The 24644-nt window shown below is 58.2% G+C and carries 12 protein-coding genes; 7 read left to right on the top strand and 5 right to left on the bottom strand.

Annotated features, from left to right (window positions below; genetic code table 11):
- Positions 1 to 55: 55 nt before the first annotated feature.
- From AC13RC_RS04175 to AC13RC_RS04165, 3 genes are all read right to left on the bottom strand, one after another.
- On the bottom strand, positions 56 to 7519 hold the full coding sequence (locus AC13RC_RS04175) for a beta-ketoacyl synthase N-terminal-like domain-containing protein (RefSeq protein ID WP_488556567.1): 7464 nt from the start codon (positions 7517 to 7519) through the stop codon (positions 56 to 58).
- Between the two features lie 342 nt (positions 7520 to 7861).
- A complete protein-coding gene (locus AC13RC_RS04170) occupies positions 7862 to 9040 on the bottom strand; it encodes a polysaccharide biosynthesis/export family protein (RefSeq protein WP_488556566.1) in 1179 nt (392 codons plus the stop codon).
- A 343-nt stretch (positions 9041 to 9383) separates the two neighbouring features.
- A protein-coding gene (locus AC13RC_RS04165) for an IS630 family transposase (protein ID WP_488556565.1) occupies positions 9384 to 10327 on the bottom strand; the annotation gives its coding sequence in 2 pieces (ribosomal slippage) (positions 9384 to 9991 and positions 9991 to 10327; 945 coding nt in all).
- A gap of 394 nt (positions 10328 to 10721) precedes the next feature.
- Between AC13RC_RS04165 and AC13RC_RS04160 the strand changes: the two genes are divergently transcribed.
- From AC13RC_RS04160 to AC13RC_RS04130, 7 genes are all read left to right on the top strand, one after another.
- The gene (locus AC13RC_RS04160; RefSeq protein ID WP_488556564.1) at positions 10722 to 11819 is read left to right on the top strand and encodes an alginate O-acetyltransferase AlgX-related protein; all 1098 of its coding nucleotides are present in this window, start codon (positions 10722 to 10724) and stop codon (positions 11817 to 11819) included.
- Between the two features lie 290 nt (positions 11820 to 12109).
- Positions 12110 to 13174: a hypothetical protein gene (locus tag AC13RC_RS04155; RefSeq protein WP_488556563.1), complete on the top strand. Its 1065-nt coding sequence runs from the start codon at positions 12110 to 12112 to the stop codon at positions 13172 to 13174.
- Between the two features lies 1 nt (position 13175).
- Positions 13176 to 14456, top strand: coding sequence for a capsule biosynthesis protein (locus tag AC13RC_RS04150; RefSeq protein WP_113328988.1), 1281 nt, complete (start codon positions 13176 to 13178; stop codon positions 14454 to 14456).
- A gap of 13 nt (positions 14457 to 14469) precedes the next feature.
- Positions 14470 to 15123, top strand: a complete 654-nt coding sequence (locus AC13RC_RS04145; protein WP_069616299.1) for an ABC transporter ATP-binding protein — start codon at positions 14470 to 14472, stop codon at positions 15121 to 15123.
- A gap of 95 nt (positions 15124 to 15218) precedes the next feature.
- On the top strand, positions 15219 to 16418 hold the full coding sequence (locus tag AC13RC_RS04140) for a KpsE/RkpR family capsule polysaccharide export protein (protein WP_488556562.1): 1200 nt from the start codon (positions 15219 to 15221) through the stop codon (positions 16416 to 16418).
- A gap of 17 nt (positions 16419 to 16435) precedes the next feature.
- Positions 16436 to 17542, top strand: coding sequence for a hypothetical protein (locus AC13RC_RS04135; protein ID WP_488556561.1), 1107 nt, complete (start codon positions 16436 to 16438; stop codon positions 17540 to 17542).
- A 56-nt stretch (positions 17543 to 17598) separates the two neighbouring features.
- Positions 17599 to 19782: a glycosyltransferase family 2 protein gene (locus AC13RC_RS04130; RefSeq protein ID WP_488556560.1), complete on the top strand. Its 2184-nt coding sequence runs from the start codon at positions 17599 to 17601 to the stop codon at positions 19780 to 19782.
- Positions 19783 to 19799: 17 nt separating this feature from the next.
- Here AC13RC_RS04130 and AC13RC_RS04125 read toward each other — a convergent pair whose 3' ends face one another.
- On the bottom strand, positions 19800 to 23255 hold the full coding sequence (locus AC13RC_RS04125; RefSeq protein ID WP_488556559.1) for an ATP-binding protein: 3456 nt from the start codon (positions 23253 to 23255) through the stop codon (positions 19800 to 19802).
- On the bottom strand, positions 23255 to 24490 hold the full coding sequence (locus AC13RC_RS04120; RefSeq protein WP_488556558.1) for a metallophosphoesterase family protein: 1236 nt from the start codon (positions 24488 to 24490) through the stop codon (positions 23255 to 23257). Before AC13RC_RS04120 ends, AC13RC_RS04125 begins: the two co-directional genes overlap by 1 nt.
- Positions 24491 to 24644 lie beyond the last annotated feature (154 nt).

Genomic DNA, 24644 nt, shown 5'->3' with positions numbered 1-24644 from the left:
AGCAGCTTGCTCTTCTTCCGCTCCGCCGGATTGCCATCATCGGCATCATACGTGGTCACTGGACGGCCCTTTTTTCCTGGTCTGAGGCATGGCTGCGCGCCAGACGCTCGACCACGCCGTCATCACCCGCTGCGTCGCCATTACCATCATCACCATTGCGATTCATGACACGATCACGCAAGCGGCTGACGACATCGCCCACGGTGGTACCCTCGCCTACGCCGCTCAGAGGAATATCGAAGCCGGTCTTCTGCTGGAAGCTCATGCCCAGCTCCATGGCCATCAGGCTATCGAGCCCGATATCCTTCAACACCTTGTCAGGCGTGACCGTGTCTTCCGTCACGCGCAAGATGGCGGCAATCTCCGCAGCGATGAGCGCATGCAGTGCGGCCTGAGCCTCCCCTTCCGACTTCCCCCTGATCAGCTCCCTGAGATCGACGTTGTCTCCCTCGTTGAAGACCTGATGACTGCCTGCATGGCGCATCAGCGGCTCGAACAGCGACCGGCCTGAGATCGGCAGCAGGCGCACGGCATTCCAATCGATCTCGGCGATCATGACCGCCGCTGCATCGATCGCGCCTCTATCCGCCAGCATATAACGCTCCACCTGCTCCAGAGCATCGCGTGCCTTCAGCGCAGCCTTGCCGATGCGCTTGGAAAGGAGATCATTGACCTCGATATTGCGGGCAAGGAAGCCCTTGTCGGCGATGGCGCCGAAACCGACGGCGAGCGCGGGCTTACCGGCAGCACGGCGCGCACGCGCCAGGCCCTCCAAGTAGCCGTTTGCCATCACATAATTCGCCTGGCCGGGATTGCCGAGCATGGTCGTTGCCGAGGAGAACAGCAGGAAGAGTTCCAGCCTGTCATCTCGCGTCAGGCGATCCAGATTTTCCGCACCGCGGATCTTGACCTCGAGAACGGGACGATTGCGCTCCGGCGTCAGGTTGGCGAGCAGTGCGTCGTCCAGAACCATGGCGGCATGAACGACACCCTTCAGCGCTCCTTCGGAGCGAAGCGAGGCAAGCAGCGTCTCAACCGCGGCAGCATCGGTGATATCGCAGGCATGCAGCGTCGTCACGACATCTCGCCTGGCCCAATCGGCTATCGCCTTTTTCGTTTCCGCATTGGCAATGCCTCGGCGCGAGCACAGAGCTATGCGGCGCGCACCCCTGGAAACAAGCCAATCGGCGGCGGATAGGCCGAAGCCGCCAATGCCGCCCGCAACGAGAAAAACGCCTCCGGCATCGAAGCGCAGAGATTTCGCAGGCGCTCGCAAGACGCTGTCAACACGCGCAACAGGCGGGCGCACCACGATCTTGCCGATATGGCCGGCATTCTGCATCAACCGGAAAGCGTTGCCGATCTCGTCAAAAGCGAAGGCGCGATACGGCAGCGGCGTCAGCTTTTCTTCGGCGAAAAGCTGACCGATCTCCCTGAATATACGCCGTGTCAGGTCGGGTACATTGACCAGAAGCTGATCGGCATCGATACCGAAATAGCTGACATTGCGCCGGAATGGACGCAGGCCGATCTTGCGGTCGGCGTAATAATCACGCTTGCCAAGCTCCAGGAAACGGCCAAAAGGCTTGACCAGCTCGATGCTCCGTTCCATCGCTTCCGAAAAGAGCGAATTCAGAACGAGATCGACACCCTCGCCGCCCGTAAGCCGCCGCACGCCGGAAACGAAATCCAGAGAGCGGGAATCAAGCACGTGATCGGCGCCGAGCATTTCAAGGAAGCCGCGCTTCTCGACTGTGCCGGCCGTGGCGATCACCTTCGCTCCCCTGTGCTTGGCGATCTGGAGTGCAGCCAGACCGACGCCGCCGGCAGCTCCATGGATCAGGATGGTCTCGTCAGGCTGAATGCGTCCAAGCTCGACCATCGCGTAATAGGCGGTCAGAAAAGCAACCGGCACAGTGGCGGCAGCAACGGTTTCCATCTGCTCCGGCAGCTTTGTCACGCCATCGCGATGGACACGCACATGAGTCGAGAATGCTGCAGGCCCGATCCCCATCACCTTATCGCCCGGCTTGAGATCATCGACCGCATCGCCCACGGCAAGAATTCGTCCGGCGAATTCCATGCCGATCGTGGCACCGGCAAAGCCGTCTTCCAATGCTTCCTCGGGCAGAACGCCCATAGACCACATGACATCCCGAAAATTGAGGCCGGTGGCTTCGACGGAGACGACAACTTCGCCCCCGTCGGGCACGGGAAGACTCGCCTCCTCCCAGGCTACGCTGTCCAGACGCCCGCTCACATGCTGGCGGATCGTTGCTGCTGTGAAATCACTGCGGCTCGCTTCGATGGCATCGAAGGGACCAGCCACAGCTCGGACTTCCCGGATCCTTCCGGTCGCGCGATCCAGGAACCATTCCCTATTGTCCGTTTCCGCGACCATCAGGGTATCGACCACCAATAGCGCTCGACTGCCAGCCATATCGGCATCCAGCAGGTGCACGTCAAAGGCATCATATTCATTCTGCAGGACGCGTCCGAAAGCCCACAGGCCCGCATTGGCACCATCGAGAGAGCCAGCCGACAGCGGAGAGCCGCCAGGCGCCACGATGACCATTCGAGGCCGTGCTCCATCGGCGTGCTGGGACAGCAGGTTCGCCAATTGCGTGAAGGCGGAGAGACGTGACAACGAGAGTTCCGCTGCATCGCCGCGCTTCATATCCGCAAGATAAACGACGCGGCGCGTAGCCGGGTCAATGGCATCGAGAGCGTCGACAATATCCGGAGACGATGCGTCGAGATCGATGATCGTTATATTCTTGCCCAGCTTGCCGAGACCCTTCCGGCCTTGCTCCGATAAGATCAGGATCGAATCGACGGCTTCCGCAACAATATCCTCTGCCGGCTGCCGCTCGGAGACAGCCGACACCGTAATCAGCGCGCCTTCGGGGAAAGTCTGTTCCTGGATCAGAGGCTTGGCAAAGCCCAGAGTTCCGAGGAGATCGGCAATCTGCTGGGGCGTACCGAGCCGTCCGACCGGGAATTCCGGCGACTGGCTATCGGCAAACCAGCTTTCGGAAAGACCGAAGACGAAATCATTGAAGGCGCTCGGTGCGCGATCGACGAGCAGCAGCTGCGCGCCGCTGGCGGCGACCGACCGGACCATCCGCTTGATCTCATCATTGTGGCGCATCAGATGCTGGCTCTGATCGCCGGAGACGACCACGATGTCGGCGACACGGTGATCCGTCAGCCTGACAGGATCGGCAACGATAACATGCGCGTCACGCTCAAAGGCGATCTCCAATGCTCGACGGGCTTGCTCGCGCGGCTCAGCGATCACGAGACATGCACCTGAGGCTGCGGCGATCGTTGCCAGCTTTCGACTGAACGCAACCGATATCGAGCCGACCTCAAGAACGTGCCCGATCGGCCCGTCATTGGCCTCGATGGAGGAAGCCAATGCCTCTGCCAGCATCGAAAGCCGTCTCTGGCTCAACGGAGAATGTACAAGCACATGCTCCAGCGTCGCCCCACCCGGCATATTTGCGCCCTGGGCCGCAGGCTCTCGCCCCAGCACATGCGGGCGTATCGTCGCCAGATGCTCGAGCGTCTCGCGATAGGCATCGCCAACGAGGACACTCTCGGCCACGCGCCCGGCGTCCTCGCGATAGATTTCCTGCAGCAGCTCCGCCACCGGCGGCAGCGTCGGCTCCAGGGGAACATGCCACCTGCCGTCTCCCGTCTCCGCGATGCCGGCGTCCTCCAAAATGTAGAGGCAATTGACGAGGAAAGACCTGAACTCGGGATCACCGGGAAGGCCGGAGAATGCGACGGTACCGTTGCGGTCCGCGACCTTCAGCGCGATATCATGGCAGGCCCGATAGATCGCGGCATCAAGAAGAAGACTTGCATTGTTGAGTGCGTGGTTCCCATCGGAGCTGCCGTATGATGAAATTCGCCGTGTGCCGGTGCCGGTTCTGTCTTCGCCGGCGAAAAGAGCCGAAGGCACGCCCTCGTAATGAAAAGCGACGGAATCCAGCGTTGCCCTGCGGCGCAGCTGTGTGCGGCGGAAACGGCTATCGTCAAGAACGACGACCGGCATGGCATCTGCATCGAACAGGGTGAAACGGGCCTTGATCGAATTCGCGCTGAACCGCTCGATCTCGATAACGGCTTTGACGATCGGCCTTCCCTTGCCGAAAACTCTCACGGTGCCGAAATGAACGGGAATATAGGGAGCACCGGTTTCGTCGCCGGAGAATTGATCGAACAATGCGACGAGTCCGTGAAACGCCGCATCGATCGACATGGGGTTGAGATTATAGCTGGCGAACGGATGAGACGGCGGGGCAGCCGGTTTCAGATCCACTTCGATCACATGATGACCGAATGCCACGGCTTTCGACAGAAGCTGGAAATGCGGGCCATAATGCAATCCGAAACGATCCGCCGTTTCGTAGGTCACGTCGGAGGTCAGCGTCGATTTGCGCTCTGTGCCCGATCGCTCGAGGGATCCGCTGTATCCCTCGCCGGCCAGCGGCTTGCGGCAACGTCCAACCACGTGAACCGTCCATTCGTCATGGCTCAGGCGTTCGCGCGACCGGATCTCGATATCTCCGGTCTCAGGCGACAGGACGGTCGACAGCTCGACCATTCGATCTTGAGACAATTCCAGCGGCCGGATGATTTCGAGATTGCCGATTTCAACCTCATCCGTCCCGTAATAGCGTTGCGCCGCCGTTACTGCGATCTCGACGAAACCACTACCTGGCATGATAGCCTTGCCGTCGACCACATGTTCAGCAAGGTCCGGGAAGAGACGGGCATCGAGATGGTTCTTCCAATTCGAACCATTAAGATCGGCGCGCCAACCGAGCAGCGTATATGGGCTCTTGCGATCCCGACCGAAGATATCGATCTCGTCCGTCGTCGGAGGCGTGCGAAGCTCCACCGGCTCGAAAGGCAGAGACGGCAGTTTGACGAAGGCGTTGCGGGTGGCACTGCCGCGGGCACGCAGCGCAGGTGCTCCATTGGCGACTGCCCGCGCAAATGATTGCGAAACCGGATCATGGTCGGCAACAGGCGCTTCCCGTAGCAAGGTCGGTATCGCAATGACCTGAACCGATGCCTGTTTGGCAATCTCCGCCACATAGTTCGACAGAATCGGTCGCGGCGAAATCTCGATGAAGAGGTTGCATCCCATTGCCATCGCGGCCTGACAACCCGCCTTGAAGAGCACAGGATCGCGAACATTGCGCCACCAATATTGCGTGTCCAGCAGGCGCCCGTCGCGCAGTTCGCCTGTTACCGTCGAAATGAAGATCCCCGTGCCGCTATCCGGTGCGAGATCGGGCAGGTCCGCGAAAAAAGCCTCTTTGGCGCGGTCGATGATCGGATGATGGAACGGATAATTGATATCGAGAACATGCGCGACGATCTGGGATTTGCGAGCAGCGTCCCTGTAGGCTTCTATCTCATCGGCCGGACCGGAGATCGTTACCGAATTCGGAGCATTGATCGCCGCGATACAGATATTGTCGAGACCCCTGGATTTCGCAAAGGCCAGTGCGGCATCCTCGCCAAGCACCACGGCAGCCATCTTGCCCTCGCCGGCGAGGAGATCCTGATGCAGCGAGCGCTTGGCGACGATTGCAACCGCTTCGGCAGCCGTCAGCGCCTTGGCGGCATAAGCGGCTGCGATTTCGCCGACCGAATGGCCGAAGACCGCATCGGGCTTGACCCCCATGGACCATAGACAATCCGAAAGAGAAGCCTGGATTGCAAACAACAGCGGCTGCGCGATCTTGGTATCGGCCAGGCGTGCGGCAAGGTCGGAAGCGACGAGCACATCGGTCAGCTTCTCGCCGAGATAATATTCAAAGAGCGCGCTGAAGGATTGGAAGCATTGCCGGAAATGGCGGTTTTCCTGATAGGCGCCGACACCCATTCCCGCCCATTGCGAGCCGTTGCCGGAAAAGACGAAGGCGATCTTGGCGGCCTGCGCCGGAGCTTCGCCCGCTTCGCCGACTGAATTTCTGCCTGCAAGATGCGCATCGATCGCGGCAAGCACGGCCGCGCTGTCCTTTGCGCGGGCAGCAAAACGATGACGCATGGGTTCGCGATTGGCAGCAGCGGAAGCAACGATCTGACGAGCCTCCTTGGGTTCGGCGGTTTCAAGACGGGTCCTGTAGTCTTCGAGCAGCGTCGAAAGAGCGGACGCCGTATGAGCGCTGACGGCAAAAACGATCCCCTCCCCTCGGATTGGCGGCTCCGGCGGCGCGATCGGATCGGGATCGCTGATGACAACGTGAGCGTTCGTTCCGCCGAAGCCGAAGGAATTGATCCCGGCAAAGCGTGCCTGCTTGGCCGGAAGAAGCTCGATCGTTGATGTGTTGACCCGAACGTTCAATCCCTCGAAGTCGATGGACTCATTCGGATGATCGAAATGCAGCGAAGCCGGAAGGAAATTATTCTCAAGCGCAATCACTGCCTTCAACAGCCCGAAAAGGCCGGATGCGGGTTCGGTATGGCCGATATTGGTCTTGATCGAGCCGATCGGCACCGGCGCCCGCCGATTGTGGCCTATGACTTCACCGATCGCCCATATTTCGGCGGGGTCGCCAACCTTCGTTCCCGTTCCATGGCCCTCGATGAAAGCGATGCGGTTGACGTCGATATTGTGCCCCTCATAGATCGACTGAAGCAAGGCGGCCTGCGCCTCGCGGGACGGCATGGAAATGCCGTTGGTGCGTCCCGAGGAATTGACGCCTACAGCATGGATCCTGGCATAGCTGCGGTCCTTCTCGCGAAGCGCAACGTCCGTCCGGCGCAATATGATCGCCGCACCGCCCTCTGCACGGACATAGCCGCGGCCATTATCGTCATACGCGCGGCAGAGGCCCTCTGGGGAGAGCATGCGTGCCTGCGCAAACCCTACGAAGGACATGGGGTTGAGCAGGATATTGATGCCGCCGACGATTGCCGTATCGATCTCGCCGCTCTCCAGCGCCTTCACCGCCTGATCGAGGGCGACCAGCGACGACGAACAGGCCGTGTCGATCGTCATGCTCGGTCCGCGCAATCCGAATATGTGCGAGATGCGGTTGGAAACGATGGAAAGCGTGTTGCCCGTCATGAAATACGGGCTGCCCGAGGCGGGGTCTTCCAGCGTCAGATTGCCATATTCAAGGGAGGATGCCCCGACATAGACGCCGACGCGCTGCCCCTCGAATCCATCGAGCGGCAAGTTTGCATCTTCCAAAGCGCGCCAGACTATATTCAGAAGAACGCGCTGCTGCGGATCCATCTGCATCGCTTCGCGCTGGGAAAGGCCGAAAACCGCTGGATCGAAGGCGTAGACATTCTCGAAGACGCCAGCTGCAAAACTGTAAGTCTTCCCTTGAATACCAACAGCCGGATGCCAAAAGCGCGCAAGATCCCAGCGCTCCTCTGGTATGCGGCTTACGGTACAACGCCCCTCCTTGAGGACAAGCTGCAGTTCTTCAATCGAACTCGCCCCTGGGGCAACGCTTGCGCGTCCGATAATTTCAACTGTCATGTTCTCTCAGCAATACTCGAAGAAGTGCACCAAACTGCTAAATTCAATATTAGCTGCGCACGTTATTATCTGTGGTTGTTATCGACAAAAAATTTGCGTGTGCAACCACTATGCGGCAGCGCAACAACCGATGCAATATGCGATCTCTTACACCCTTCAATCCAAGTCGAAGATCGCAGCTATTGCTTGCGACGATTGTCGCGTTTTCGACAAGTCAGTTCGCGATGAATTTCCGTTGCCGACAAGGCACGATCCGTCACAATCATACAGATGTCGGCATCCGCCGACGAATAGGAACACAGGGAGACCAGATGGCACCGCCGCTCCTTCATTTTTCCAGGATTACTGCCCCAGATTCACCGCTGTTGCTGCTCCCTGGGACGCGATGCCTAGCGGCGTACCGATAAGATTCAAGAACTTCCTGATGTCGACGGAAGGATGGCGCGACACATAGATGACGTCGCGGCTCTTGACCGGGAAGGTCTGCCCTACGATCAGGCTGTCGGGATTGGACATATCGAACCGATAAACGATCGGATAGCGTCCCTTGGCATCCGGCACCATTCCCTTGCGCAGCAGTTCCTGGAAACGGGCGGGGCCGAGCAGAATCTTCGCGATTTCAGGCTCTTCGTAGCGGAACAGGAAGAAGCCCTTGGCATTGCTCGAATCGTCGATCGCGCCATGACCGAGGGCAACAGCCTCGAGCAGATTCAGATCGTTCGCCCCGAACTCGATACGGCCGTCTCCACGAACAGAGCCGAGCAAGGTGAAGGTTCGCGGATCGCGGACGAGGAAAATCTGGTCGCCCGGCTGTACATAGATATCTTCCGAAGGATGCTCGATGATCGACTTCAGCAGAACCGTGCCGGTCTTGCTGCCGCGAACCAGCGTAACATAGGTTTCATAGGGTTGCGTCGAGGGGCCACCGGCCTTGGCGATGACTTCGGTGATCTTTTCCCTGGTCAGATCCAGCGGCACCATGGAAGGACGGCCAACGGCGCCCGAAACCGTAACGGTGCGCGACGGCGTACCCATGCTCGTCACGATGACATCCGGCTCGACGGCCTTTGTAGCCAGCGCCGCCAGGATCGCCTTGCGAGCCTGGTCAAGCGTCTTGCCCGCGAATCGAACCGAGCCGGCATAAGGGATTGCCGCCGTGCCGTCCGGCTGCACGACGATATCGAGCGATACCTGCTTCGATTGCGCCGTCGAAAACAGGCCATCGGCACCAGCTTCGAAAATCGTGACCTTCAATGCGTCGCCGACACCGATAACGACCGGACCGACGCCACCGCCCATGCCAAAACGGCGATTGAGGGTGGAGGAAACATAGTCGGAAACCAGGCGCGCACTGCGGCTGTCGATGTCGACAATGTCGAAAACTGCGGCATTCCTGCGACCTAATTCAACACTGGATTGACCGGCATCTTTTACAATAGCGCCAGCCAGCGGACCTTCGCTCGAAACGGAATTACATCCCGCCAGAACCACGCAACAAAGTACGGCGCCAATACGAAACAATTGAAACCCTCAAACCAATTAGCTGCCGTGATTACCTGATGGCATACATCGACATAGAATGCATCAAATCTATCGACGCCTTGAAAAGCATAACGGGCGCGCGTCAACAAGCCCAAACGCCGGGAATACAATCAAAAATATCAGGTGCGATCATCTGAACACACCCGGGTTTAAAGAAGCGCCCCATCGGACCGAGTTTATAAGAGGCAAAAGCGATTAAAGCAATTTGGACGAGTATTATTTGCGGTTTAAAATTAAAATTTTCTGAAAAATAAAAAGGAGCCGTTAAGTAACGGCATGAACAGGGGAGCCATCTCATCAACTACACCAGAGCGCGTCCATTTTACTCGGGGTCATATCCGCATGCCGCGAAGTAGTTGGCGCTCTCTTGGGATTTGAAGAGCGTGACGATCTTGCCGACGGTGTCCCATAGTGCTTCGACGGTGCGCTTTGCTCTGGCTCGCAGGAGGGCTTTGAGCTTGGAGAAGGCCTTTTCGACGGGGTTGAAGTCCGGGCTATAGGGTAGGAGGTAGAATAGCTGGCAACCGGCTTCTTCAATAGCCTGCCGCACGCCTTCGGCTTTATGCGCAGACAGGTTGTCCATCACGATAATGTCGCCGGGTATCAGCGTTGGCACGAGAACCTGTTCGACATAGGCTCGGAACGCTGTGCCATTCATTGCGCCGTCGAGCACCATAGGCGCGGTCATCCCCGATAGCCTCAGCACACCGGTAAAGGTCGTCGTCTTCCAATGCCCATGCGGGATCGCAGCACGACAACGTTCCCCGCAAATAGACCGTCCGCGCAACCGGGACATTTTCGTGCTCAAACCAGTCTCGTCTATAAAGACAAGCCGCGCAGGATCGAGATCGAGTTGACCATCGAACCAGTCGCGACGACGCTTCGACAGGTCGGAACGCTCCTGCTCCAATGCATGTGGGGTCTTTTTTTGAACGTCCAGCCGCGCTTTCGCAGCCAGACATCGAGAGCGCTACGTCCTATGGAAATCGTCTTCTCTTCGGCCAGGCGCAGGACCATCTCGTTAAGGATGATGTCCTTTTCCGCCTCGATCATGCCGACGATAAAATCCGCGTGGGCATCCAGACGAGAACCGCCGCGCCGACCCTGTTTGGCAGGCGTCAACTGGCCCTGCCGCGCACTGGCAATCCAGGCGATGGCCGTCGAAATGCCCACACCGAACCGGGCCGCCGCCGATCGCGCCGACATCCCATCACGCGACGCAGCCAGAACGCGGCTGCGAAGATCATCGCTGAAAGCGCGGGTCATATTGTCTCCGACCAAATCACCAGTCGGGCAATGGAATCAGAAATCGACAGACAAAGGAATCCTCAATTCGATTCCGGCTTCAATGGACGCGCTCTAAGTTTCGCTGAATCGTATTTATGCGGCTTTCCATGAAACTGGTATCGCTTATAAAGGAATCGAGTTCAAACCCGCAACTTGCGCCAAAAACGACAAACCACGACAATCGGAGCTTGCTAAATTTCTACCCACCAGCGAGACAGTGCCGACAATCTTGGATTGTCCATCGGCCCATACAAGTGCCGCAAAATACACTCGGGAGTGAGAAACGGCTTGGGAGCTGCGGCACGACAGCTGAGAGCGATATCGTAACTCTCCGGATCGGCGGGATGCCGATGGAAATAAAGGTCATATATTAATGCTTGGTTTTTCAAAGCGTTCACAAAAGAAAGCCTCGAAAAGTCCCATCGAAATCTTCGATCAGTACGAACAGGGCAAACCGGCTCATCAAAATGCTATCAACGCCCTCCTGCCGCAGCTTGATCTTAATGGCGTCTCTGCATTGCCGAATGTGGATGAGCCTACGTTCCTCAACCTAGCGAGCATTGCCTACTGCGAAACCTATATCGAAGCAAATCGCAAAGAGAACCCTGTTGATCTCCTGAACTATGGTGTGGCAACCGCCAATAATGTCGCGATCGTCGGCTCGGACAGCTACCTGTTTATCGGCGACGGTGCAAACGAATGGGAAAAGCAGTTTCTCGGGAAGGTGCGACTCGATCTGGGTTGGGCAAGGAAATGGGAAAAGCTTCTCAAGATGCGTCGAAAGCGAGCGGAACACGAGAAAGTTCAACTCGTCAATTTCGTTATCCCCGAGAAGCAAGTACTGCTTTCTCACAAGCGTTGGCCGGGAACCGATTCTAGACTAGTAGGCACAGCGCGGCCGGTGCGTCGGCTGCTCGCAAGCCTGAGGCAGGATGCGAGCTTGCTCTACCCAGAACAGGAATTGCGCCAAGCGGAAGCGATCGCACCAGTCTATTCGCGTCACGATTCACATTGGAGTACCTTTGGATGCTGCATTGCCATGCAAGCACTGCTGCGGGAAATCGGCGGCACGCCTCCCTTTGAGCAACTTAAATTTGCGGTTACACGGTGCAATAGACCCCGAGATCTATCGATTCATTTCTTCAACACATCGATCACCGAAGATACGTTACGTCTCGATCAGAACGGCGTTAGAAAAGAATATAATGAAAAGCCCGAGCGTACGGGTCGCTTCACTGGCGCTTATTATAAGTTGCAAAACGAAAACGCACCGGATAAGCGGCGGATCGCAGTATTTGGCGATAGCTATTCCTTTACTGAAGGTGTCACATATGTCCTTTCAGCAATTTTCGAAACCGTTGTATTTTTATGGTCTAAGGACATCGACTGGTTGTTGGTCGCCGAACAAGAAATCAATGTGGTAGTGTGGGAACATGCCGAGCGCTTCATGATCACAATCCCAGAAAAATGAACTAATTATGGGATGTCTACGCTTAAGATTGAAGATGTTTCCGATATCCAATTTCGACGAAACCTAAAGTATTCTGCCAGTGTCTTCCTAGTGGCTCCGATGTAGGCCAGCATGGGTGCAATTAGCGTTGTGTTATCTGTGTGCAATACATGGGAAAAGATTTGTATACTGTGCAATCCCTATGGATGATATTGGCGGGTTGAACACATCACCGATTTGCAAATAATTGAAGTGTTTCGGTGGCTGATTGGACTGCAGCCTGCAACACATGGAAATGCCGGAAAACATCCATGCTCTTTAGTATCGAATATGATCGGGGCGATTTGCTTGAAGGCTATCTGGTTCCCGACGGCTTTTCTGAGAAAGCATATATTAGGGTGTCCGATGCCAATAGCGAGTTGATGATATTGCCTTGCGATCAAGTCAAACAGGCGGTCATCGATGCAGGGCGGCATGAAAACGGCCACGTTGGGTTCAAGCTCGATACGGCGATCATTCCGGATCTGGCTGAGCGTACGTCGCTGATGATCCATGACGCCAAGTCGGGGCTACTGATCTACCGCCGGCCTCAGGTATCGAACACGATTCCGTTAAAGATTGTAAGGCTCGAGACACAGCTGCTGCCAATGGTCAAATTCGACTACTATTGCGGCCGCAATTTTCAATACGAGCTTTCATCCGTTGAGCGCTTCGGTCACGAAACGACCCTTCAGGCCTTTCATCTGAACGCCATCCAGTCAATCTATCTTAGCGGCCGGCTGTTGATGCGCAATTACGAAGAGTTTCTCGACAAGGGATTCAAGGCCATCGTTCTGCTTACCGATCCCTATTACGAACTTGCTCTGCGGATATTCCTTCTGAAACGGATGGCGAAAACTCAGATTTCCTTCTTCGGCGATCGCGACAAGATCATCCTGGCGCCTGCTGCGGAGCATTTTGCCGAGGTAAGCCTTGAAAACGAAGCCTCTCTCAAGACGGCCCTGAAGAAGGCGCCTCAGAGCGTCAGAAACGTTCTCGTATCTCCGGTCACCCGCCAATTGGCCACGACCATACCGGAACAGACGGTGACACGTGCCGATGTCGCCAGCGCCATCGATCTTCTCTCGCGCTTTGCAATTGTCGGTTTCGATACGGACAATCTTTATTTTCAACAGGCGCTCAGCGAGCTCATCGGGATTTCGGTTGACGATTTTCCATTGCCACCCAGACACAGCACCCTTGAAGACGTTGCGACAAGGTTGCGTTCATTGCATATTGCCGAGCTCATGCTCGAAGAGGATTTGATTTTCGACCACTATGTGCGTCAGGCGATGAAACCAACCGCGCCCGGACTGCCGGAAACGATTGCAAGCTGACATGCCGAAGCCAGTCATTGAAGACGCGATAATTCAGGACTCTCCGCGGGTAAAAACGAGCCGGCATATCCTGCCTTCGCTGTTTCGGCGCAGGCTGCCGGCGCAGCGTGCGCGCACCGATCTCGAGGACATCGAATACATCCCGGTGCATGACAGCAACGAGCCCGAAACACAGTCGGGCGGTAAGCCGCCGCTGAGGCTTATCGGCTTCGTATTGCTCGTTATCCTGCCTTTTCTGGCCAGTTCGGTGTATTACGCCTTCATTGCCTCGAACCAATATGTGGCGGAAGCACGTTTTGCCGTTCGTGCCGTGTCGGGAGCAGGCGACACCAGCGATGCCGGCGACCCCGGCGGAGCCACCAGCGCTCTGAACATGCGCTCGGCTTCGCAGGACGCCTATGTCGTCACCAGCTTCATTCACTCGACGGAAATTCTGAACCGGATCGGCAAGAAACTCGATTATCGGGCCATGTTTACCCGGCAGGATGCGGATTTCCTGTCGCGATTCAGTTCGGCGCGATCCGACGAAGAGTTCCTGAAGTACTGGAACGATCATGTCAGCGCCTATATAGACGTCACCTCCGGCATCATCACACTGAAGGTCAGGGCTTTCACACCGGATGATTCCGTCAAGCTCGCTGACGCCATCATCGAGGAAAGCGAAAAGCTCATCAACGAGCTTTCCGAACGGGCGCGCAATGACATCGTGCAGAGCATGAAGGCCGACGTTCAGAAAAGCGGCAAGGCCTATGGCGACACGCTGATCGCCCTCAACCAGTTCCAAAATGCATCCGGCCTTCTCAGCCCGCAGATGCAAGCCAGGAACAGCGGCACGCTTCTGACAGGGCTGCTGGCCCAGAAACTGGAATTCGAAACGCGCCTCTTCGTCATGCGGCAATCCAATGCCCAGAATTCTCCGACCTATCAGCAGCTCAATCTCGCTAAAGACAGTCTCGATGCACAGATCGAAAAGATGAGATCGGAGTTGACAGGCCCTGAGAATGCAAGCCTTGCAAAGGCCCTGCTGGACTATTCCAGGCTGGAGACCGATCGCATGATCGCGGAAAAGCTCTACGAAAGCGCGCAGAAGAACTACGATGCCGTGCTAGCCGAAGCTCTGCGCAAGACGCTCTATCTCGCCGTTTTCGTCAAGCCGGTGCTGCCAGACGAATCGATATTTCCGCGTCGCGTCAGCACACCGCTGATCATATTGCTTGCGCTTGTTGTCACTTGGGCGACCCTTTCTCTCATCTGGGCATCCGTCGAGGATCACCGGATATGAGTGGGAAAGCACCATGATCAGCTTCAAGAACGTCTCGAAATTCTTCAAGACACAGAGCGGCAAGAAGATCATCCTCGACCGGGTGCATTGTGAGTTCGAATCCGGCTATTCCTACGGCCTGCTCGGCGTGAATGGTGCCGGAAAATCGACAACGATCCGCATGATTGCAGGCACGATGCTGCCGAATTCGGGCAAGATCAGCAAAAATGTTCGGGTATCCTGGCCGCTGGGCCTCGGCAGCGGCTTCAATCCCTTCATGACGGGGCGGGCCAATGTTCATTTCGTTGCGCGCGCTTACGGCGAGGATGTTAGGCGCGTCTCCCGCTTCGTCGAAGAGTTCGCCGAATTGGGCGACTATCTCGATGCGCCGGTACGCACTTATTCCTCGGGCATGAGCGCTCGATTGGCATTCGGGCTTTCGATGGCAATCGAGTTCGAATGCTATCTCGTGGATGAAGTTCTGGCGGTCGGCGATGCGCGCTTCCAGGAGCGCTGCCGCATCGCGTTCGAGAACAGGCGCAAGAATTCCGATATCATCATGGTGTCCCATAGCATGAGCATGATTAATACACATTGCGACAGGGGTATTGTACTTGTCGATGGCAGACTTATCGTCTTCGATAAGGTAGAGCAGGCTATCGAAGCCTATTATAGATTGAATCGATAGAAGATCAGGGATCGACAGCAAGGCCCAATATGGCTCATGATACCGAAAACGCGCCAAAAACGCTTCAGCTCAGCGCGACGGAGCGTAGCCGGAACGTGGCCACGAATCTGTCGGTGACCGCGCGGAAACTGCGCTTCTCGACATCGAGGCGCAGCCAGCTGTTCAAGGCCGTCGGCCTGCGGCCGCGGCCGATGCAGCAGATCATCGGCAAGGTCATGCTGGCATCGACCTTTCTGCTGATTGTCGTCCCCAATGTTGCTTCGATCTACTATTTTACCTGTGTCGCGTCCGATCAGTATCAATCGGAAACGCGCTTTACGGTCCGCACCTCCACGCCCGCACTCGGCAGCAATCAGATTACCAAGGTGACCGGCCTGCCGCCGGCACAGATCGTCCAGAATACCCTGATCGTCACCAACTTCATCAAGAGCAAGGACATGGTTGCCGCTCTTGAGGAAAAAGTCGATTTTCAAAAGATCTATGGAAACGACACTATCGACCGGATCGCGCGCCTGAAAAAAGACGCGAGCTCGGAAAAGCTGCTCGATTACTGGGAAGACATGGTCTCGGTCAAGATCGATGCGAACAGCGGCATCGTGACGGTCAAGGCACGGGCTTTCACCGCGGCCGATGCTCAGAAGGTATTGCGCGAGGTTGTCGCCGCGTCCGAGGTCGTTGTTAACGACGTCAACACCCGCATCTGGCGTGACGTCATCGCAACCGCACAGGCGAATCTCGACAATGCTAGGGATCAGCTGCAGAAGGCGCGAGATCAGCTTTTGATTGCGCGCAACCGGACAGGCGTCCTCAGCGTCGAGGGATCGTCGACCGTTATCACGAACCTGATCTCATCCGTGCAGAAGGAGAGGATAGAGCTTCAACAGAAATATGACGCGCTGCTTGGGACCGTCTCCGCCGATGCACCGCAGATGCGCGTGTTGAAACGCGAGATCGACAGCAGGCAGAAGCAGATCGATCAGCTGAACAGTCAAGTCGCCGGGCAGAACAAATCCGAACAGAATCTCGCGGACGTTTCCGTGGATATGTCGCAGCGCGAACTGGAACAGAGCCTTGCCGAGCAGCAATTTGCCTCGAGCATGAAGACGCTGGAGCAGGTCAAGTTCGTCAGCAAGCAGCAGTTGCTCTACCTCGATACGTTCCTGGCTCCCAGCCTGCCCGACGAGGCGGAGTATCCTCAGCGGGCACTCTGGATCGGCGGGATCTTGGGTGTGACGCTCCTTGCCTGGGGTGCCGTTTTCGGCATCCTCGCAAATCTCCGAAGTCGCCTGGCGTGATTTTGCGCGGAAGCCCCATGCAAGTTTTGCGCGATATCGTCTATCAATTGCTTCCAAGACCGCGGCCATCCAGTGCGTTGGCGGGAGATGGTGAGCGCGTTGCCAGGCGTCTGCTCATCTTGTCGCGCCACCCCAATCCGAGCTTCAGCTACTATCTTGCTGAGCGGGCCAAGACACTCGGCCACATTCCGGTCATCATGAAAGGCCTCGACGACCCCCTCGACGCCATCGATAGCGACGGACTCTTCGTCATCATTTGCCGCTACATTAAGCAGCCGCAATTGCGCTGGCTGGAGGAAAGGCGAGGCACGCTTGCCGGGGTCGCCTATTTCGTCGATGACGACATCCCCGCCGTCGTGACCGGCAACGAAGCCGGTTGGCTCTATAAGTTCAGGCTGATCAAATTGGCGGTCAGTCCAATGCCGAGGGTCAATAGGCTCCTTACTCATGTCTGGACTTCGACCGAACCCCTGGCAAACGCGCTCGCGATGAGAAGCCATCGGATAGATATCCTGCCCCCGCTTCCAGCGGATGCAGCAGAAATCGTGGTCAATGTCAGGGATGACGGAGGCACGCCGCTGAAGATGGTCTACCATGCCACCGGCGTCCATCGCCGCGAACACGAGTTCCTCATGCCGATCGTCAAAGCCGCGATGGAAAAACACGGCAACCTGCATTTCGAGGTTTTTGCCGCTGGCGCTCTCGCTCGACGCTGGGCTTTGCAAGGGATCGACCCGGCGAGAATGGCGATCATTCCGCCGCTCCCGTGGCCGGCCTATCTCGCAAAGACAGCGCATCATCAAGCCGATATCGCTCTGGCTCCTCTTCTGTCCGGAAAGACCAATGCGAGCCGCTCGGATACCAAGCGGATCGACATCAGCCGCCTGCAGGCAGCAGCCATATTTTCCCGATGCCCGACTTTCGAACGATGCGTCGTCGCCGGGGAACTTCACATCGGCAATACCGCCGACGAGTGGCTTGCCGCTATCGACCTGCTCATCGGCGACCGCGCGCGACGGCTTTCTGCTCGCGATGCCACACGACATTCGATCGAGAAAATGCGGCTGTATGCCAGTCCGACATTTCCCGGCATACGTTTTGAACCTCTCAGCGGCGCGGGCTAGGCCAGGAATTTCTCAGGCAATGCCTCTGCTCGCATTTAGAAGAAATCAATATTTTGATGACACTCAAAATCATACCGAACGCCGATCTCGAACGGGAAATCTCCGTTGACGCCGATCCCAGCCTATGGAAATCCATGGGGGATGATCCGGCTTTCGAGATCAGATTTTCGCCGGTGCGAAAGAAGCTGATCGTCATCCATGTAGTCGCAACCGACGAGCCGCTAGATCCCAAATTCTATATCAATCGCGGCTACGGCTTCCGCGAGAAGGATACGGTCTCTCTTCCGGAAGGGCATCGTTTCGTCATCACCGCGGACATCGGTTCGGTCGGCTCCATCTGCGCCCTGCGTGCCGATCCGGCCAGCTTCCCGACGACGTTCCAGTTCGCCGCCAAGGCCTTTGCGTCCGAAAAATTGGCTGAAAGATATATTGCAACCCTTCTTCGAAGCGAGGAACGAACCAAACGTGTCGATCTCGGCAGGCTGCCCCAGTATTGGCTGAAATTGCCCAGACTGCGCATGGGGCGCCGCGCGCCTAACCTGACGATACAATATGCCGAGGCGAGCTATAGGCTTGCTGCAGAACTGGAGACAGCATCGGTACCGGCGGTGGGAACCTGGCTCAGTGTGGTAGTTCCAGTCTATAATGCTCCGCCCCGTTATCTGGACGACCTCGTCAAATCCTTCGAAGAACAGGGTGAAACAGGCACCGAGCTCATCCTGAGCGATGATGGCTCGACGTCGCCGGAAACGCTGCAGTGGTATCGGAGCCAACAATCGAAAGACAATATCCGTTTTGTGCTGAATGAGCGCAACGGTGGCATCGCGGCCGCTACCAATGCAGGTCTGTCCCAGGCACGAGGGCAATGGATCGCCTTTCTCGATCATGACGATGTCATCGCACCGCATGCCTTCAAGCTCATCCGGCATACGCTGGAGCAAAATCCGGACGCGAATTTCCTCTATACAGACGAACTGGTGGTCGACGACATCTTGAAGCCGACCGGCGTCATGCTGAAGCCTGCTTATGATTCCGTGCTGCTGACGGGCGTCAATTACATCAATCATTTTTCCATCTACCGCCACGACCGCCTCCGGGAAATCGGCTATCTCCGCATGGGCTACGACGGCTCGCAGGATTACGATCTGCTGCTGCGTTATCTGGAGGGCGTCCCCGAGGAGAGCGTCCTCCACCTGCCCTACCCGGCATATTGGTGGCGGCGCAATGGCAAGACCTTTTCCCGCAAGTTCATGGAGGCCGCCACCACGAACGCCAGGAAAGCGCTGGTCGAACGATTTGAGCGGCTAAAGCAGCCGATCGCCGTCGAGGGCGCTCTCACCACGACGCTGCACCGGATCATCTTCGAAGCCCCGCATGCGTGGCCGAAAATCTCGATCGTCATTCCGAGCAAAAACAATTTCGATCTGATTTCACGCATCCTCGGCGATCTCTTTGAAAAGACGGATTATCCGAATTTCGAAGTTCTGGTCATCGATAACGGTTCCACGGATCAACCAGTCCTCGATCTCTACGAGCGCTACCGCCAGCGCGAGCCGCGATTTTCGGCAACTGTCACACCGGAAGCCTTCAACTTCTCGCGCTCGGTCAATCGCGGCCTGAGCGCGGCGACGGGGGAGCACTATCTCATCCTGAATAACGACATCGAGGTCATCGAAGCGGGCTGGTTGAAGGAGATGGTCTCCTGCTTCGCCTATGACAGGACCGGCATCGTCGGCGCCAAGCTGCTCTTCGCAAACGACAAGATGCAACATGCCGGTGTAGTCATCGGTTTCGGCGGACTTGCAGGTCACTGGTATTTGAACAAGCCCAAGGAGTTCGGCGGACCGATGAACCGGCTGCATGTGCGCAACACCATGACCTGCGTAACCGGAGCGGTGATGCTGATCTCGGGGGACTGCCTACGAAAAATCGGCCTTTTCGACGAGGAGAATTTCGCGGTCGCCTATAATGATGTGGATTATTGTCTGCGGGCTCACAAAGCCGGCTATCGCATCGTCTGGACGCCCTTCGCCTGTCTTTATCACCATGAATCGCTGTCGCGCGGCTCGGACAAATCCGGCGAGCGGAAAAAGCGTTTCGAGCAGGAAAAGCAGAACCTGCGCCGGCTCCACGCCACGCAGGGTTTCATCGACCGTGCGCTCAATCCAGCCTACAGCCGGGACAAGTCGGACCCGAGGATCGTGATACCGACGCAACTGCATATCCCATCGATGCCGTAGCGCGATCTGCGAGCCGGTCAGAGCTGGATCAGGTCGAGATCCTTGCCGATTTCCCTTTTGGCAATGTCGACCACGCTTCTCTCATGGGTAAAGAGGATCGTCTGGAAACGATCGGCCGTTGCGGCCAGCACCTGCAAACCGGCCCGAACGCGCTCGTCATCGAAGGTCTGGAAGATGTCGTCGACGATCAACGGCGCCGGCTCATTGCGAGCGGAATAATCCTCGAGAAACGCCAGCCGCAGGGCGAGATAAAGCTGATCGCCAGTGCCTTCGCTCAGACCGTCGAGCGGCACGCGTTCACCGGCCGCGCGTTCCGCCAGCAACTGCAGCGCGTCGCTTTCATCGTGGGCTTCGACCAGGCGGGAGAAGCGGCCACCCGTCAGCTGCGAGAACAGCTTACCGGCACGCTGGATGACCGGATCGGCCTGCTTCTCGCGATAAGCCTCCATCGAGCCGGCGAGCATGCGGGCCGCAATCTTCAGCACGACCCATTGTCGCGCGAGATCCTTTGCATCCTGCTCGGCCGAGAGCTTCTCGAAAACCGCGTATTCGGCGCTAACGCCTGTTTCCAGCGCCTGCCGCTGGCGGCGGTTCTCCGCCAGCCGTGCGGAAAGTTCGCCATGCACGGCGAACTGCCGCTGATCTTCCTCCGTCAATCGCTCGATTTCGAGATCGGCGGCGACGCGTTCGAAGCCGGCAAGCTCGGCGCGAAGATCGTCTTCGGCCTTGACGTCGGCTTGCTGGCGGAAGCGATCACGGCTTTCGACGAGCCGGGCAGTCAGACGAGTGCGTTCGCGCAGTCGAGAGAGGAGTGCAGGCAGATCTTCGACACCGCCGAGATCGGCGGTCAGCCCGTCCAGATCGGCGGCGATGGCGGCAAGCGCAGCCTCCTGGCGGACGACGAGCCCTTCCCCACGCTGCCGTTCCTCCTCCAGGGCGTCGCGCTTCTTCAGTTCGCCGCGCATGGCGTTGACGCGGGTATGCAGTGCCTCGGCAGCGGCATCTGGCGGTAGATGATCCAGCTCATAGCCGCTATTGGCGCCAAGGGTCGCCAGCCGCCGCTCGAAATCCGCCATGTCGCGCCGCATGCCATTGACTCGGCGCAGGCGGTTTTCGCGCTCCGCCAGGACATCGGGCAGTTCCTGCCATGCCTTCAAGGCGGCATTTGCCATGTCCAGGGTCGTGTCGGATGGCAGACCGAGCAGTTCCACGGCTTTGGCGAATGCGCCGCGCCAATCGGCGTACTGTCGTTCCACGCTCTTTTGCTGGTCGTCGAACCGGGTCAGCCTTTCACGCGCCGCGCCGATCTCCCCTTCCCGCGTGCGGCTTTCGCTCCAGCGTTCGGACAGAAGGCGCAGATGCTTGCGCAGGCCTTCCGCAATCGCTGCCGGCGGAAGGCGGCCGCTCTTGTAGCCGCTTGCCTCGACGATATCCTGCAGCGCGGGCAAGACGCGGTTTTCCGCCAACGCATTCTCATCCCGTTGATCGATTAGATCCCGCAACGCTTTGCGCTCACGTCGCAGCAGCTCCACTCCGCGGCGCCATTCCAGCATCGTCGATGGATCGAGGGCATCGACACCGCAAGGCTCAAAAAGGGCTGCGAAGGCTTCCTGTGCATCCTTCAGCGCCTTCTCGAAGCCCTTGAGCCGACCGGAAGCCTCCTCCCGCTCCTGCAGCAGACGCGCCTGCCGCAAACGATAGTCGGCGTGGCGCGCGACCCGATCCGCATCGCTCAGGGCGGCATCGGCCAGACGGTCCGCCTCGGCCACGCTGACAGTCAGTGCCGCAAGGGTCTTCGCTTCCGGAGCCGCGCCGTCCTTCCACTTTTCCTGGATAGAGGCCCATTGCACATCACGGCTTTCGCGTGCAGCGGCGATCTGCTCGCGCGTGACAACTGGCCCGGTGCGCTCGGCATCCGCGAGGATTCGCCCTATCTCAGCCAGCTGCTCATCATAGGTCTGCAGCTTGCCGGTAGCGTCGCGCACCTTCGATCGCGCCGCGTCGATCGCATCGCGATGTCCTATAATCTCCGTCGTTTCGGGAAGCGGTACCGAGAAGAGCAGATCAATGTCACCGACCGGTGGCTGCAATCGTCCCGCGGCCTCGTGGAGATCGGCATCGGTGCGACGTATCTGGGTTTCCAACCCATCAAGGCGAGCCAAGGCGGAGAGATCGCTGCCCAAAGCCTCAAGCTGGTCAATATAAGGTCTCGGATCGATCAGCCGCCCGTTAAGGCTGTCCTTCTGGAGCGTGGCCAACTGCCTGCGCTCGCTGTCGGATTGTTCGGCAAGCGACTGCATCTGCCGCGCAAGCTGCCTGCCCTGCTCCACCAATTCGGACAGACGCGCGCGATCGATATCGCTCGGCTGCTGCCGTTCCAGCTCGGCTTCGGCAAGACCGAGGCGACGGGCAAGCTGCGAGAGCGTCGTGTCGTAGCCGGCAAGTTCCTGATCGACGCGCGGCAGATCGTGACGCTGGGCGCGGTAGTTGCCGGTATCGGCAAAGAGCTGCGTGATATCGCCCGACATCTGCAACAGCGTTTCATCCACCTGGATGCGTGCGAGATCTTCCTCGGCGCGCGCAACAGCTTGTCGCGCTCGTCGCAGTTCCGCTTCGCTCGTCTCTTTATCCCGCAGTCTCTGTTCTAGCTTGTCGGCAAAGCCGTCCGGTATGGCGGCAAGATCGGAAAGGCCATCGAGCGCAAGAGTTTCCGCATCGATTTCTGACAGCAGAGGCTGGAGGGTCTTCAGCCTCTGAAGCCGATCCAGCGCCTGGCGCGTGCTGCGGCGCTCCGCCTGCAGGCGCTCCAGCTCCGTCTCCAGCTCGGCCGCTTCGGCAAGCAGCTTCTTCCAGTCGCCGGATTTCAGCTCGTTGTCCTTCTCGGCCTTGCGGGCATCCTCATAGCGGTCGAGAGCCTGGTAGAAGCCACGATCCTTCGAGCGCCTGGCCGCATAGATGCTGTCCGCCTCCGCTTCCAGCGACTGGCGCAGACGTGACAGGCCCGTCAGACCGGACGCCGCCGAAAATAGCAGACTGCCGATCTCGCCGCCGCTGCGCAGCATCGCAGTCGCGCCCTGCCGCAGTCGCTGCGAATCGAGCCCGAAGGCGCGCTCGAAGACATCGCGGCTCAAATTGCCAAGGAAGGGCGAAAGCGCATCTTCGGCGAGCGCCGTCTCCTTATCGTCGGGTGCGAGAAGCGTCCCCTTGCGGCCACGGCGGCGGCGGAAGCTCAGCTTTGCACCATCACGCGCGCTGATATCGGCGCCGATCCTCAAGGTATTTGGTTCATGCAGGAAGCTTTGCTCGGCAGCGGTCGGGAAACCGAAGAGAAGATCGGAGATCGCGCTCAAAGCCGAGGATTTGCCCGCCTCGTTCGGACCATAGATCACATGCAGCCGTGCGTCGGGGCGAAAATCGATCGCTCGATCGGTCAGCGCGCCATAGCGGAGAATATCGAGGCGGGTGAAGCGCATCAGCCTGCCCCCTGCCCACGCGCCAGCAGCAATTGCCGCGCCTCTTCGATTAGGGCATCCATGCTGTCGTCCAGCGGCCGTTCCGTCGCGCCGAGGCCGCCCGGCAGGCGCACCGCAATCTCATCGATCAACCGGGCCGCCTCTGCTGCAATATCCGTATCGCCGGCATGGTCTGCCAGTAACTGGCGCAGATCGAGCGCGCCGTCCGCCTCCGCCGATCTTTCCGGCGGCGGCTCAAGGCGCAGTTCCAGCTTTTCCAGCCAGATATCCTCATGTACGCGGTGACAGGCAGCTTCCACTTCGTCGCGCCATTGCTGGCGGTTGGCAGCTATCGCACCCTGCAGCGGCGTTACGCCGGAAAGCCGCACACGCAGCGCGGTCATGCGACCCGCCATCTCATCGGCTACTGGCTGCACCGCCTGCTCCACATGACGCAGGATCGCCGCCTGATCGTCCTCCAATCCAACCACCACATCGATTTGCGCAAAGCGCGCCTCATCGACGATCAGCCGCTCGTGATCGATCCGCCCGTCTTCGACGGTCACCAGCACCGCGCCCTTGGCACCGCGTTCACGGATATTGCGGCCCTGCAGATTGCCGGGAAAAATAACGAGCGGATCCTGCGCCACCACTTCAAAGTCGTGCACATGGCCGAGCGCCCAGTAGTCATAGCCGCGCGAACGCAGGTCATCCACGGAACACGGCGCGTAGGGTGCGTGCGGCTCGCGCCCGGTCAGCGAGGTATGGAGAATGCCAATATTGAACCAGCCGGAAACGGGCGCGGGATAGGCAATCGCCAGATTGTCGTTGGCGGAGCGTTCGGCAAAGCCCTGGCCGTGCAGCGCCACCTTCAGCGCCTCCAGCCTGACACTGCCCGGTTTGCTAGTCGGGAACTCATGGACGTTCGGCGGCAATGTGATGGTCTTGGTGATGACGCTTGCCGCATCGTGATTGCCGCGCAGCAGGTAGACCGGAATGCCCACTCGCTCCAGCCGCGCCATCTCGCGATTGAAGAACAAGCCGATCTTGTTGTCCTTCCAGTCGCCATCATAGACATCGCCGGCAATGACGAAGAAATCGACGCGCTTCTCGATCGCCAGGCCCACCAGCGTCGAGAACGCCTTGCGGCTCGCTTCGACGAAAACGGCGGCGACGGCGGCATCCTTCAGGGCCAGGCCCTGGAAGGGGCTGCCAAGATGGAGATCGGCGGCGTGGATGAAGCTGAAAGAGGGCATAGGCTCCGATAGCAGTCAGAAATCCGGTCTTTCCTTTTAAGGAAATAGAGGCGCAATGAATACCGCGCCTGCGACTTCATCCAACGGTTTCGTAAGCCGGCTCGCCCTGCCGTGTTCAGTCACGCGATTGCGATCCTCGATCGCCAATGTGCGC

Source organism: Martinezella sp. CNPSo 3890 (assembly GCF_057784455.1).
The sequence above is the reverse complement of the archived record's forward strand: the minus strand, read 5'-3'. Positions and strand labels throughout refer to the sequence as shown.

Coding starts and splice junctions, on each gene's coding strand:
- AC13RC_RS04160 (WP_488556564.1), top strand. CDS start 10,722: ATGCTTGGTTTTTCAAAGCGTTCACAAAAGAAAGCCTCGAAAAGTCCC.
- AC13RC_RS04130 (WP_488556560.1), top strand. CDS start 17,599: ATGACACTCAAAATCATACCGAACGCCGATCTCGAACGGGAAATCTCC.
- AC13RC_RS04135 (WP_488556561.1), top strand. CDS start 16,436: ATGCAAGTTTTGCGCGATATCGTCTATCAATTGCTTCCAAGACCGCGG.
- AC13RC_RS04120 (WP_488556558.1), bottom strand. CDS start 24,490: ATGCCCTCTTTCAGCTTCATCCACGCCGCCGATCTCCATCTTGGCAGC.
- AC13RC_RS04175 (WP_488556567.1), bottom strand. CDS start 7,519: ATGACAGTTGAAATTATCGGACGCGCAAGCGTTGCCCCAGGGGCGAGT.
- AC13RC_RS04125 (WP_488556559.1), bottom strand. CDS start 23,255: ATGCGCTTCACCCGCCTCGATATTCTCCGCTATGGCGCGCTGACCGAT.
- AC13RC_RS04150 (WP_113328988.1), top strand. CDS start 13,176: ATGCCGAAGCCAGTCATTGAAGACGCGATAATTCAGGACTCTCCGCGG.
- AC13RC_RS04155 (WP_488556563.1), top strand. CDS start 12,110: ATGCTCTTTAGTATCGAATATGATCGGGGCGATTTGCTTGAAGGCTAT.
- AC13RC_RS04145 (WP_069616299.1), top strand. CDS start 14,470: ATGATCAGCTTCAAGAACGTCTCGAAATTCTTCAAGACACAGAGCGGC.